At 69.1% G+C, this 12,540-nt stretch carries 13 protein-coding genes; 5 read left to right on the top strand and 8 right to left on the bottom strand.

Going from position 1 to position 12,540, the window contains the following annotated elements; all coding sequences use genetic code 11:
* Nucleotides 1–454: 454 nt before the first annotated feature.
* The 3 genes from mmsB to chvE are packed head-to-tail and all read right to left on the bottom strand — an operon-like array spanning nucleotide 455 to nucleotide 4,355.
* A complete protein-coding gene (mmsB, locus tag IEY73_RS25525; protein ID WP_189081847.1) occupies nucleotides 455–1,702 on the bottom strand; it encodes a multiple monosaccharide ABC transporter permease in 1,248 nt (415 codons plus the stop codon).
* Nucleotides 1,699–3,216: a multiple monosaccharide ABC transporter ATP-binding protein gene (mmsA, locus tag IEY73_RS25520; protein ID WP_189081846.1), complete on the bottom strand. Its 1,518-nt coding sequence runs from the start codon at nucleotides 3,214–3,216 to the stop codon at nucleotides 1,699–1,701. Before mmsA ends, mmsB begins: the two co-directional genes overlap by 4 nt.
* Before the next feature lie 11 nt (nucleotides 3,217–3,227).
* Entirely contained in the window at nucleotides 3,228–4,355 is a 1,128-nt protein-coding gene (chvE, locus tag IEY73_RS25515) for a multiple monosaccharide ABC transporter substrate-binding protein (protein WP_189081845.1), read from the bottom strand.
* 649 nt (nucleotides 4,356–5,004) lie between these two features.
* Here chvE and IEY73_RS25510 point away from each other — a divergent pair.
* From IEY73_RS25510 to IEY73_RS25495, 5 genes are all read left to right on the top strand, one after another.
* The gene (locus tag IEY73_RS25510) at nucleotides 5,005–6,378 is read left to right on the top strand and encodes a pectate lyase family protein (RefSeq protein ID WP_229716149.1); all 1,374 of its coding nucleotides are present in this window, start codon (nucleotides 5,005–5,007) and stop codon (nucleotides 6,376–6,378) included.
* A gap of 13 nt (nucleotides 6,379–6,391) precedes the next feature.
* Nucleotides 6,392–6,721, top strand: a complete 330-nt coding sequence (locus IEY73_RS25505) for a hypothetical protein (RefSeq protein ID WP_189081860.1) — start codon at nucleotides 6,392–6,394, stop codon at nucleotides 6,719–6,721.
* A 173-nt stretch (nucleotides 6,722–6,894) separates the two neighbouring features.
* Nucleotides 6,895–7,332 (top strand): helix-turn-helix domain-containing protein, encoded by a 438-nt coding sequence (locus IEY73_RS25500; RefSeq protein ID WP_189081844.1) that lies wholly within the window; start codon nucleotides 6,895–6,897, stop codon nucleotides 7,330–7,332.
* A 6-nt stretch (nucleotides 7,333–7,338) separates the two neighbouring features.
* On the top strand, nucleotides 7,339–7,464 hold the full coding sequence (locus IEY73_RS34170; protein ID WP_268240487.1) for a hypothetical protein: 126 nt from the start codon (nucleotides 7,339–7,341) through the stop codon (nucleotides 7,462–7,464).
* Between the two features lie 93 nt (nucleotides 7,465–7,557).
* Nucleotides 7,558–8,166 (top strand): phosphoesterase PA-phosphatase, encoded by a 609-nt coding sequence (locus IEY73_RS25495; protein ID WP_229716148.1) that lies wholly within the window; start codon nucleotides 7,558–7,560, stop codon nucleotides 8,164–8,166.
* 74 nt (nucleotides 8,167–8,240) lie between these two features.
* Here the strand turns inward: IEY73_RS25495 and IEY73_RS25490 are convergent, their stop codons facing one another.
* From IEY73_RS25490 to IEY73_RS25470, 5 genes are all read right to left on the bottom strand, one after another.
* Nucleotides 8,241–9,524 (bottom strand): MFS transporter, encoded by a 1,284-nt coding sequence (locus IEY73_RS25490; protein WP_189081859.1) that lies wholly within the window; start codon nucleotides 9,522–9,524, stop codon nucleotides 8,241–8,243.
* Entirely contained in the window at nucleotides 9,517–9,813 is a 297-nt protein-coding gene (locus IEY73_RS25485) for a MoaD/ThiS family protein (protein WP_189081843.1), read from the bottom strand. Before IEY73_RS25485 ends, IEY73_RS25490 begins: the two co-directional genes overlap by 8 nt.
* On the bottom strand, nucleotides 9,810–10,925 hold the full coding sequence (locus IEY73_RS25480; RefSeq protein WP_189081842.1) for a WD40/YVTN/BNR-like repeat-containing protein: 1,116 nt from the start codon (nucleotides 10,923–10,925) through the stop codon (nucleotides 9,810–9,812). The genes IEY73_RS25485 and IEY73_RS25480 overlap by 4 nt, the downstream gene beginning before the upstream one ends.
* Before the next feature lie 111 nt (nucleotides 10,926–11,036).
* On the bottom strand, nucleotides 11,037–11,723 hold the full coding sequence (locus IEY73_RS25475; protein WP_189081841.1) for a class F sortase: 687 nt from the start codon (nucleotides 11,721–11,723) through the stop codon (nucleotides 11,037–11,039).
* Between the two features lie 6 nt (nucleotides 11,724–11,729).
* Entirely contained in the window at nucleotides 11,730–12,518 is a 789-nt protein-coding gene (locus IEY73_RS25470; RefSeq protein WP_229716147.1) for a GVDTG sorting domain-containing protein, read from the bottom strand.
* Nucleotides 12,519–12,540: the final 22 nt, after the last annotated feature.

The following is a 12,540-nucleotide window of genomic DNA, read 5'->3' as shown; positions in this document are numbered from 1 at the left end:
GCGAGCACGCGGACAGGCTTCTGATCAGGCCAGCACGGTGGGCCGGGCCGACGCCGGCAACCCACGAGGACAAGTCGACTCCACGGCATACCCCAGGGCAGCCAGATCTTGAATGAGTCACTCGCAGATCACCAACGACGAACCTACCGATACCAATCCCTCCCGGAACCGGCCCACCTATAGAAGCGTCGACGCGCGTGCCAGCGCGCCCCCGACGCGCCCCGCGCGCACCCGACGCGCGCATGCCAGCGCGCCCCCGACACGCCCCGCGCGCACCCGACGCGCCCCCACGCGCACCCGACACGCGCATGCCAGCGCGCCCCCGACACGCCCCGCGCGCCCCCCACGCGCACCCGCGCGCCCCCGACGCGCATGCCAGCGCGCACCCGACACGCATGCCAGCGCGCACCCGACGCGCATGCCAGCGCGCACCCCAGCGCGCTGTCGTCTTCTGTCAGCGACTTGCGCCCGCCCGGCGTTTCGTCCACACGTCGAACGCCACCGCCGCCAGCAGCACTGCGCCCTTTACCAGCATCACCTGTTCGCTCGGTGCGCCGATCAGGCTCATGCCGTTGTTGATGACGCCCATGATGAGGCCGCCCGTGATCGCGCCCACCACCTTGCCCACGCCGCCCTGGACCGCCGCGCCCCCGATGAACGCCGCCGCGATCGCGTCCAATTCGAACTGGTTGCCCGCCGTCGGGTTCGCCTGGTTCAGCCGTCCGGAGAAGATCACGCCCGCCAGCGCCGACAGCACGCCCATGTTCACGAAGATCCAGAAAACCACGCTCTTGACCTTCACGCCGGACAGCGTGGCCGCCTGCAGGTTGCCGCCCACCGCATAGATCTGGCGCCCGAACACCGCCCGGTCGGTCATCACCGAGTATCCGACCACCAGCGCCGCCAGCAGCACCAGCACCCATGGCAGGTTGTGGAAGCGCGCCAGTTGCACGATCACGAACATGATGACCACCACGGCCACCGCCATCTTTGCGGCGAACAGCGGCAGCGCGTCCACGCTCTGCCCGTACCGGCGTCGCGCGACCCGTGCACGCCACTGCGTGCCGACCACGACGGCCGCTGCGGCAAGCCCCACGAGCAGGCTCAGCAGGTCCGCTCCACCCAGCACGCCGAGCCCGATGTTGCCCAGGTAGCCACGGGTGAACCCGTTGGACAGGGTGCGCACCGGGTCGGGGAACGGCCCGATGCCCCGGTTGCCCAGGATCATCAGCGTGACGGCACGGAACAGCAGCATGCCGGCCAGCGTCACGATGAACGCCGGGATGCCGAAGTAGGCCACCCAGTATCCCTGCCAGGCGCCCACCAGGCCGCCGAAGATCAGGGTGATCAGCAGCGCCAGCGGCCACGCCAGGTGCAGGTCGACCATCATCACCGCCGCCGCCGCGCCGCTGGCGGCCACCACCGAGCCGACGGAGAGGTCGATGTGCCCCGCGATGATCACCAGGATCATGCCGATGGCCAGGATCAGGATGTACGAGTTTTGCACGATGATGTTGCTGATGTTCTGCGGCGCCAGCATGTCACCGTGGGTGAGCACGGTGAACAGCAGCACGATCAGGGCGAACGCGATGTAGATGCCGCTCTGGCGCAGGTTCACCGTGAAGCGACCGCGCTCCGGTGGCGCCTGCGGCGCGGGCGGTTCCGCGGCCACCCCGGTGTTGGTGGGCGCGACGCTTGTCACGGTGCGGCCTCCTGTTCCTGGGTCATCAGGGCCATCAAGCCCTCCTGGGTCGCCTCGGCGCGCGGCACCTCGCCGGTGATCCGGCCGGCCGCCATGGTGTAGATGCGATCGCAGAGCCCGAGCAGTTCGGGCAGCTCACTGGAGATGAGCAGGATCGCCTTGCCCTCGTCCGCGAGCCGGTTGATGATCGTGTAAATCTCGTACTTGGCGCCGACGTCGATGCCCCGGGTGGGTTCGTCCAGCATCAGCACGTCCGGGTCGGTGAAGATCCATTTGGACAGTACGACCTTCTGCTGGTTGCCTCCGGAGAGGTTGCCGGCGACGCTAGCGACACTGGGCGCCTTGATGTTCAGCGAGCTCCGGTACCCCTCGGCGACCCGGTACTCCTCCTTGTCGTCCACCCATCCGCGGCGGGCGAGCTTGCGCAGCCCCGCGGCGGAGATGTTGCGCGCGATGTCCTGGATCAGGTTCAGGCCGTAGCGCTTGCGGTCCTCGGTCGCGTACGCGATGCCGTGCGCAATGGCCTCGCCGACGTTCCGTACGCGGATGACCCGGCCGTCCTTGACCACCCGCCCGCTGATGTTCGTCCCGTAGGAGTGCCCGAACACGCTCATCGCCAGTTCCGTCCGGCCGGCGCCCATCAGCCCGGCCAGGCCGACGACCTCGCCGCGGCGCACGGACAGCCGCGCGCCGCGGACCACCACCCGGCCGTGCTGGGTTGGGCTGTGCACCGTCCAGTCCTCGATGCGCAGCACCTCGTCACCGACCGACGGCGTGCGCGGAGGGAACCGATGGTCGAGGTCGCGACCGACCATGCCGGAGATGATCCGGTCCTCGGTGACCTGGTCGTCCGCGATGTGCAGGGTGGCGATGGTGCGGCCGTCGCGCAGGATGGTCACCCGGTCCGCGACGGCCATCACCTCGTTCAGCTTGTGCGAGATGATCACGCAGGTGATGCCCTGGTCGCGCAGGCCGCGCAGCAGGTCCAGCAGATGCGCCGAGTCCTCGTCGTTGAGCGCCGCGGTGGGTTCGTCGAGGATCAGCAGGCGGACCTTCTTGGACAGCGCCTTGGCGATCTCCACCAGTTGCTGCTTGCCGACGCCCAGGTCGAGCACCTGTGTCGCGGGGCTCTCGGCGAGGCCGACGCGCCGCATCAGGTCCGCCGCCGCCGCGTGCGTGCGGTTCCAGTCGATCAGCCCGCGGGTGGCCCGCTCGTTGCCGAGGAAGATGTTCTCCGCGACCGAGAGGTTCGGCGCCAGCGCGAGTTCCTGGTGGATGATGACGATGCCGCGGCGTTCACTGTCCCGGATGCCGGCGAACCGGCACGGCTGCCCGGCGAACGTGATCTCACCCTGGTAGGCGTGATGCGGGTAGACGCCGGAGAGCACCTTCATCAAGGTGGACTTGCCGGCGCCGTTCTCCCCGCAGATCGCGTGGATCTCCCCTTCCTGGACGGTGAGGGTGACGTCCTCCAGGGCGCGTACGCCCGGGAACGTCTTGGTGATCCCTCGCATCTCCAGCAAACTCACTGGAGCTGCGCCTGGGTGTAGTAGCCGCTGTCGATGAGCACCTTCTGGTAGTTGGACTTGTCCACGATCACCGAGTCGAGCAGCATCGACGGCACGACCTTCACGCCGTTGTCGTAGTCCGTGGTGTTGTTGGTCTGCGGCTTCTTGCCGTTCAGCACCGCGTCCGCCATGCCGACGGTGGTCTTGGCCAGTTCCCGGGTGTCCTTGAAGATGGTGCTGTACTGCTCGCCCGCGATGATGGACTTCACCGACGCCTCCTCGGCGTCCTGCCCGGTGACGATCGGATAGGGCTGCCCGGAGGTGCCGTACCCGTTGCTCTTGAGCGCCGACAGGATGCCGATGGACAGGCCGTCGTAGGGCGACAGCACACCGTCCACCGTCACGCCTCCACGGTAGGTGGAGGTGAGCAGGTTTTCCATCCGGTCCTGCGCCACCTTCGCCTGCCACCGCAGGATGGCGATCTGCCGGAAATCGGTCTGCTTGCTGCGCACCACCAGCGTGCCGTCGTCCAGGTACGGCTTGAGCACGCTCATGGCGCCGTTGAAGAAGAACGTGGCGTTGTTGTCGTCCGGCGAACCCGCGAACAACTCGATGTTGAACGGTCCCTTGGCGCTGCCCTTCGACCCGTCGCTGTTGAGCACCTTCAGCCCGGTCAGCAGGGACGTCGCCTGCTGCACGCCCACCTTGAAGTTGTCGAAGGTGGCGTAGTAGTCCACGTTGGGGCTGTTACGGATCAGCCGGTCATACGCGATGACCGGGATGTTGTTCTCCTTGGCGTTCTGCAACTGTGTGGTCAGGGCGGTTCCGTCGATGGAGGCGATGATCAGCAGCTTCGCGCCCCGGGTGATCTGGTTGTCGAGCTGGTTCACCTGCGTCGGGATGTCGTCCTCGGCGTATTGCAGGTCCACCTTGTAGCCCAGGGCCTCAAGTTGCTTCTTGAGACTGTTCCCGTCGCTGATCCACCGTTCCGAGGAGCGGGTCGGCATGGTGACGCCGACCAGCGCACCCGCGTTGTCGCCGGAGCCCGCCTCCTTGTCGATGGTCTTCTCGCTCGAACCGCAGGCCGCCAGGGCCGCGGTCAGTGCGACGGCGGCGGCCGTCGACGCGAGACGGATGAGCTTCATCGGTCCTCCCTCGGTCTGCGCTGCGCCGGCCTGCGAAAGTGCCCGGCCCGTGCGACCCGCGCACGCCCTGACCGGCACATGTCCGGGGCGCCGCCGGTGCCGCGAGATCGATTGTGAGCGGTAACAATCTTGGTGTCAACGGCCTTCACTGCGAATCGATGCCGGAAAACTGCAACTTGTTGCAGTTGTCCAAACCCTCGACTGGCATCCAGACGCATGAATAGAATGCCGGTTGTTACCGATAACAGAAGGGAGTCATGGTCACCGACCGGTGGGACTGCCGCACTCACCTTCGCGCCGGCACCGCTTCCGAGGACAGGCGCGAGACGGCAGCCACCGCCTCGATGCGCGCCCTATTCACCGTGTCCGTGGGGAACGGCGTCACGCCCGAGAACGGGCGGCGTCCGCGGCAGCGGGAAAGGCGCGTTCATCGGTCTCATCAGCGCTGTCGCAAAGGAGTTCCCCCATGTCTTGGACGTCCACCGATCGTCTGGGACCACGACACCGGCCCACCACCCGGATGTCCCGCCACCGATTGAACCTTTTTCAACCTGGCATCGAGCCCGTCGGTTGCGCGCCGTCGACCAGGGGCGGCATCTGCCGGCCTCGCCACGTCGAAAAAGGTTCATTGCTTCGCCGTCTTGTTCCGTTGGCCGTCGCCGCCCTCGCCATCCCCACCGCGATCGCCGCCACCAGCACCACCGCCCACGCCGCCACCGTCAACACCAACGCCTGGTACGTCTTCATCAACCACAACAGCGGCAAAGCCATGGACCTCTGGGAATGGTCCACCGCCGACGGCGGCCAAATCCGCCAATACACCCGCACCGACGCCGCCAACCAACAATTCCAATTCATCGACGTCGGCAACGGCTACTACCAACTCCGCAACCGCCACAGCGGCAAAGTCATCGCCGTACCCAACGCCGTCGACGGCGCCCAAGTCATCCAAACCACCCCCACCACCGACACCAAACAACACTTCACCCTCAAAGACTCCACCGGCGGCTACGTACGCTTCCTCAACCGCCACAGCGGCAAAGCCCTCGACCTATGGGAATGGAACACCACCGACGGCGGCATCGTCTCCCAATACCAAGACCTCGACGGCGCCAACCAACAATGGCAAATGATCCAAGTCGACAACGGCTCGACGCCGCCGTCCACCTCGGGCCTGGTCGGCTGGGCCACCCAGAACGGCGGCACCACTGGCGGCGGCAACGCGGCCAGCACCACCGTGACCAGCGCCTCGGCGCTGGAGAGTGCGGTCGGGTCCAGCAGCGCCGCGGTCATCCGCGTCTCCGGCACCATCTCCTGCTCGGGCATGCTGCGCGTGCGGTCGAACAAGACAATCCTCGGCAATGCCGGCGCCACCATCGCGGGTTGCGGCCTGAACATCAACGGCGATCGCAACGTGATCATCCGCAACATCAGCTTCCGTGACTGGGACGACGACGCGGTCAACGTGCAGGAGTCGGCGACCAACATCTGGATCGACCACAACACCTTCAGCAACGGGTACGACGGGACCGTCGACATCAAGCGCGGCTCCGACTTCATCACCGTGTCGTGGAACCGCACCGTCAACCACGACAAGACGATGCTGCTCGGCCACAGCGACGACAACGCCAGCCAGGACGTCGGCCATCTGCGGGTGACGTACCACCACAACTGGTTCGACGGCACCAACCAGCGGCACCCGCGGGTGCGGTTCGGCAACCCGGTGCACGTCTACAACAACCTCTACAGCAGCATCGGCAGCTACGGCGTCGCCTCCACGATGAACGCGGGCGTGCTTGTCGAAGGCAACTACTTCGAGAACACCGACGACCCGTACCACCTCGGCGAGGCCGCCTCCGGGCCGGGATCGATCGTTGCCCGCAACAACTGCTTCGTCAACTCGGGCAGCGGCCAGTCCGGCGGCAGCGTGGCGAGCATCCCGTACTCGTACACGCTGGACAGCGCGTGCAGCGTGAAGTCGATCGTCTCGGCGGGAGCGGGCGCGGGCCGGATCTCCGTCTGATCCGCCGCGTGGTGTGCCGGCGGACCCTCCGCCAGCACACCACCCGTCCGCCACCGTCAACACCAACGCCTGGTACGTCTTCACCGACATGTCCGGCAACCCGGGGCAGAACGCGCGCTTCTCCGAGTACCGGAACACGGGTCCGGGCGCCGGCGTGAACGGCAACCGTCCGCAGGTAGGCGAGATCCCGCTGACCGCCCGTCCGATGGTGGGACAACCCCGCCATCGGGCGACGTGGGCAACCGCCGGGTCCCGCCAGCGGTTGCCCACGGCCTCGCGGCTCGCGGCGGCCGCGGCGCGGACCTCCCCCGTTGTCCCGGCCCGCGGCGCACCACTGGTGTGACCCACAAGGAACAAGAGATTCACAACAGTGGTGTGCTCAGGCAGCATAGATCGAAGACCGGCGCACGCAAAGTGAACGTTGCCAGACTGACCGAAATGGACGATATTGTTCGCGGACCCGGATCGGGTATCGAGCACTGACGCTCAGTGAAGGACACGGTGGGGAGTGACCGGATGCCACGGACACTGGCCGAGAAGCTGAACCACCTGTTCGCCACGGTGAAGCCGGCCGGACGGTCCAGCTTCACCAACGCCGAAGTGGCCGCGATGACCGACCTGTCGCCGTCCTACATCGGTTACCTGCGCACCGGGGAACGCGACAACCCCACCATGCAGACGCTGGAAGCGTTGGGCAAATGCTTCGGCGTACCGGCCGCATACTTCTATGACGACGAGGCAGCCACCCGCATCGAAGACCAGTTGCATCAGCTCCAGCGGATGGCCGCGCTCAACGAGGCGCTGAAGCGCGACGGCGTGCAGCGTCTCGCCACGCGCATGGGTGAGCTCAGCGACGGTGGCATCGCCGCCATCACCCAGCTCGTCGACCTGTTGCTGGAGAAGGAACGGCGGTACCGGGACGCGCCCTCGGACTCCGCCGGCGGGGGGACGTGAACGCCGGTGCCGGCGAACACCCGGGACGCGCTGCCACCCGGGACGCGCTGCGCGCCCGCGCGGCCGGCACCCCGCGAGACCTCCGCCGCGATCGAACCGCCGCAGTTCACCGATCCGGGCCGCAAGGCGTAGTGGTTGAGCAGGTCTCGTGGCGCTGCGCCGCTCCCGTATCGTGCGCCAGGTGACCGCAACGGCCGCTACCGACGCCCCGGACCGGACCGCGGCGTGACAGTGCCCATCACACCGGCGCGTGACGTCGCCGGTCGGCTCGCGCGCGTGCTCACCGAGGTGTTCTCGCCGGCCGTGCTGGTGGCCGCGCTACTGATCGTGGTCGGCTGGCACGCGGGCGAGGACGCCGGCGTCTCCCGGTGGTGGGGCCTGCCGGGCGCGTTGTTCGCCGCCGCCATCCCGCTCGCCTATGTGCTGCGGGGGGTGCGCCGCGGCCACTACGCCAACCATCACATCCCGGATCGGGAGCACCGGCGGACACCCCTGCTGGTCGGCCTGGCCTCGGGGGTGGCCGGGACGGCGCTGCTGGTGCTCCTCGGCGCACCGCGGGACGTGCTCGCCCTGCTCGCTGCCGGGATCGCCGGGCTGCTCGTGTTCACCACGGTGACCCAGTGGTGGAAGATGTCCATCCACGCGGGCGTGGCCGGCGGCACGGCGGTGGTGCTGACCGCGGTGTACGGCCCGTGGGCGTTGACCACGCTGCCGTTGGTGGCCTTCACCTGCTGGGCGCGGCTGCGCTTGTCCGCGCACACCCGAGCCCAGGTGACGGCGGGGGCGATCGTGGGCGCGCTGATCGCCGGCACGGTGTTCCCCGCGATGCGCTGAGCCGCCTCCTGCGCTGAGCCGCCTCCTGCGCTGAGCCGCCTCCTGCGCTGAGCCGCCTCCTGGGCTGAGCCGCCTCACGGGCTGAGCCGCCTCACGGGGGTGCGTGCCGTTCCGGTCCGCTCCGGTGGCACCCGCAGGACGCCGGCGGCGACCGCGACGAACACCGCGAGCAGAACCGGAACGATCAGTGCGAGCCGCAGGTTCGCGAGCGTGGCGGTGCCACCGATGAGCACCGGACCGGCGAAGAAGCCGAGCCAGCCGATGCCGGCCACCCAGGCGATCGCCTGCGCGGGCCGGCCCGGGTTGCGATGCCCGGCGGCGGAGAACACCTGCGGCGCGATGCAGGAGAGCCCGGCACCGAGCGCGGCGAAGCCGACCACGCCGGCCACCGGATGAGCGATCAGCAGGGCACCGCCCAGACCCGCCGCGGCGAGTGATCCGCACGCCCGCACCAGACGCACCGCACCGAAGCGGGCGACCAGGCGATCCCCGAAGACACGTCCGGCGGTCATCGCGATGAAGAAGGCGGCGAACGCCACCGCCGCGAACCGCTCCGAACTGCCGAGGCTGTCATGCAGATAGACCGTGCTCCAGTCCGCCGCGGCGCCCTCGCCGACCAGCCCACAGAACGCCAGCGCGCCGAGCAGGAGGATGCCCGTCAGCGGCGTGCGAGCGGAACGGTGCTCGGCCGACCCGGCGGGCCCGGCCGACCCGGCGGGTTGCGCGGGCTCGGCGGGTTGCGCGGGCTCGGCGGGTTGCGCGGGCTCGGCGGGTTGCGCGGGCTCGGCGGGTGCCGCCGCGGGGAGGACCCACCACCGGGAGGAGAACACGGCCAGGGCAGCGCCGAACACGGCGGTGGCCGCGAACGTGGCGGGCGGACCGAGCCGGGCACCGGCGAAGAGGCCGCCGAGCGCCGAGCCGAGGAAGCCGCCGATGCTGTAGACGGCGTGGAACGACGACATCATGGGACGCCGGGCGGCCCGCTCGATCTCCACCCCGGCCGCGTTCATCGCGATGTTGAGCAGGCCCTGGACCACGCCGAAGCCGAACAGCGCCAGACACAGCGTGGCCAGCGACGGCGCCAGCCCGACAGGGACCAGCATCAGACCGTCGACCAGCGCCGCCGGGATCATCACCCGGCGGCTGCCGAACCGGTCCACCAGCCGCCCGGAGGTCTGCATGCCGGTGATGGCGCCCAGTGCGAGCCCGAGAAGCGCGACGCTGAGCTGCCCGTCGGTGAGTCCCAGATCGGCCTTGACTGCCGGAATGCGCGCCGTCCATGTGCCGATCAGGATGCCGTAGAGCAGGAACAACAGCGCCGTCGCCACCCGGGCCCGGCCCAGTCGCGGGTCAGCCACCCGCCATCGCCCCGACCACCAGATAGGGCTCGGATCCGGCGGCCACCGGCTCCGGAAGCGGCTCGTCCGGCGCGGAATTGGACAGGTCCTCCGCGCAGGCGAAGAACCTGACATAGGCCCGCCGCTTGCCCGAGTAGCGGTCCCGGATGGTGCCGAGGAGCATCGGATAGCGCAGCTCCAGCGCATCCAGCACGCTGCGTTGCGTGGCCGTGCCGGCGACGTCGAGCCGGACCTCCCCCGCGATCCCGGCGAGGTTGCGCAAGTGCGGCGGCAGCACGACCCTGATCACGGCAAGACCTGGGCTTCCACCGACAGCACCGTAGGCAGGTCACGCACGATCGGCATCCAGGTCTCGCCGCCGTCGGCCGACCCGTAGACCTGCCCGCCGGTGGTGCCGAAGTAGACGCCGCAGTCGTCGAGTGTGTCCACCGCCATCGCGTCGCGCAACACGTTGACGTAGCAGTTCGCCTGGGGCAGGCCGGTCGTCAGCGGCTCCCACTCGTCGCCGCCGGTGCGGCTGCGGTAGACCCGCAGGCGCCCGTCCGGCACGTAGTGCTCCGAGTCGCTGGTGATGGGGATGACATAGACGGTGTCCGCCTCGTGGGCGTGCACGGCGATCGGAAAGCCGAAGTCGGTCGGCAGGTTGCCGCTGATCTCGCGCCACGAGCCGCCGGCGTCGTCGCTGCGCATCACGTCCCAGTGCTTCTGCATGAACAGCACCTCCGGCCGGGACGGGTGCATGGCCAGCCGATGCACGCAGTGCCCGACCTCGGCCTCCTCGTCCGGGATGCCGCCCGAGCGCAGACCGCGGTTGATCGGCTGCCAGGTGTTCCCGCCGTCGTCCGTGCGGAACGCGCCGGCCGCGGAGATGGCCACGAAGATCCGGTCCGGGTCGACCGGATCGAGCAGGATGGTGTGCAGGCACATCCCGCCGGCGCCCGGCTGCCAGCGCGGGCCGCTCTCGTGCTGGCGCAGCGCGGTCAGCTCCTGCCATTTCTGGCCGCCGTCGGACGAGACGTAGAGCGCGGCATCCTCTCCCCCGGCATAGACCGTGTCCGGGTCGGTGCGCGAGGGCTCCAGATGCCAGATGCGTTTGAACTCCCAGGGGCGCGGCGTCCCGTCGTACCACAAGTGCTCGCCCACCTCACCGGTGTAGGCGAAGTCGTTGCCCACCGGGGTCCAGGAGGCGCCGCCGTCGTCGGAGCGCTGGATCACCTGCCCGAACCAGCCCGACGAGACCGAGGCGTAGAGCCGGTCGGGCTCGGCCGGGGAACCGTTGACGTGGTAGATCTCCCAGCCACCGAAGTGCGGCCCGCTCACCTGCCAGTCCCGCCGCTTGCCGTCCGAGGTGAGGGTGAACGCGCCCTTACGCGTGCCAACCAGAAGCCGAACCCTGCTCATTTCGTGTCCTCCCGGCGCAACCGTCCGTGTGAGATGTCACGCAGCATCATTGCGCGACCCACCGACAATTTCCGCCTCCAGGACGCGGATTCAGCCCCGGCTCGGCCCGTTTCAGCCCTTCTCGGCCTGCTTCAGCACGGCGAACACCACGATGTTGTCGTCGTAGTGGCCCGAGGAGTCGTTGAAATCGCCTCCGCAGGTGATCAACCGCAGCCCGGCGTGGTCGATCGGACCGTACACGGCGTCCGAGGGGAATTGGTCCTTCGGGTACCGCCGCACGTGCGTGACCGCGAAGACGGCGGTGCTCCGGTCGGCGCGTGTCACCGTGATCCGATCGCCGCCGTCCAGGTCACCGAGGTGCGCGAAGGTGCCGGCCCGGTGGTTGAAGTCCACGTGTCCGGCGAGGACCGCCGGTCCCAGCGAGCCCGGGGTGGGCGCGCCGGTGTACCAGCCGACCGTCGTGGCGTCGTCCGGCACCTGCATGCTGCCGTCGGACTGCCGACCCAGGCCGATCAGCGGTACGTCCACGTGAAGCGCCGGGATGACCAGCGTCTGCGGCGGCGAGCTGGGCATTTGCGGCCCGGTGGTGAGGTCGTCGCGTCCGGCCGGTGTGGACGCCACGGCCGACGGCGGCGCCGGGTTGCCGGCGGCCGTGCTCAGCGGCGGCTCGTCGCGGTGGTCGGCCGCGGCGCGGATCAGAGCGGCCGCGCCGAGGAGGACGAGCGCGACGGCCACCGCCAGGAGCGTCAGACGCCCCCGGCGGTGGCCGGCCGTCGACGGTGTGTCGGCGGAGTTCATCGTCGCTCAGCTCTGCGCGCGCAGCCGACGACGGGCGAGGAACGCGCCGGCGGCGCCCAGCAGGGCGACACCGCCGACGGCGTACATCCCGGCGGCGTCGTGCCGGGTGCTACCGTCACCGGTCTCCACGCCGCCCACCGGCACCGATCCGGCAGCGGCGCCGGAAATCATGCCGCAGGTGGCCGGGTCGGTGGCCTCCTCCGGGATGCCGGACAGCCCGGCGGACTTGGCCAGCGTCGACTCGCCCAGCGCGTCCATGTCGTACTTGCCGTTGTCGTTGGCGTCGATGCCGTGCTGGACGATGTGCAGATCCTTGAGATGCGCGATGAGACCGTCCGGAAGGTCGGCGGCCGCAATGGTCCGGTCATAGGTCAGATCACCGTTGGCGTCCGCCTTGGGGAACCGGTCGACGGCCAGACCGCTGGCCTTGGTGACGTCGCCGGTGGTGGTCAGCGAAACGTTGATGTCGCCGTAGACCGGCACGCCCTCCTCGGTGCTGAGGTAACCGTTGCCGTCCTTGTCGGCCGACATGTCCGGGCAGTGGAAGTCTCGCCCATCGGTGGAGCCGTGCAGGTGCTGGGCGTGCGGAGAGTTCGGCACGAGCCCCTCGGAGCGGATGCTGACCTTGAGGTCACCGTCGTCGGTGGCGGTCAGGGTGGCCGTGCCCGAGGCTCCCGAGTTGTTCAGCGGGTCCAGCTTCACGTGCACGGTTTCGTCGGCGAGCGCCGCGGTCGGCGTGACGAACAGCAGGGCAGCCGCTGCGGGAAGGGCCAGAAGAGTTCGGCGCAGTCGCACTGTTTTCTCCTTCTTCATCGGG

It is taken from the genome of Mangrovihabitans endophyticus (genome assembly GCF_014646155.1).
GTDB lineage: Bacteria > Actinomycetota > Actinomycetes > Mycobacteriales > Micromonosporaceae > Actinoplanes > Actinoplanes endophyticus.
Note: the sequence above shows the minus strand (reverse complement) of the source record. Positions and strands in the feature narration are given on the sequence as shown.

Coding starts and splice junctions, on each gene's coding strand:
- mmsA (WP_189081846.1), bottom strand. CDS start 3,216: ATGCGAGGGATCACCAAGACGTTCCCGGGCGTACGCGCCCTGGAGGAC.
- IEY73_RS25500 (WP_189081844.1), top strand. CDS start 6,895: ATGCCACGGACACTGGCCGAGAAGCTGAACCACCTGTTCGCCACGGTG.
- chvE (WP_189081845.1), bottom strand. CDS start 4,355: ATGAAGCTCATCCGTCTCGCGTCGACGGCCGCCGCCGTCGCACTGACC.
- IEY73_RS25480 (WP_189081842.1), bottom strand. CDS start 10,925: ATGAGCAGGGTTCGGCTTCTGGTTGGCACGCGTAAGGGCGCGTTCACC.
- IEY73_RS25475 (WP_189081841.1), bottom strand. CDS start 11,723: ATGAACTCCGCCGACACACCGTCGACGGCCGGCCACCGCCGGGGGCGT.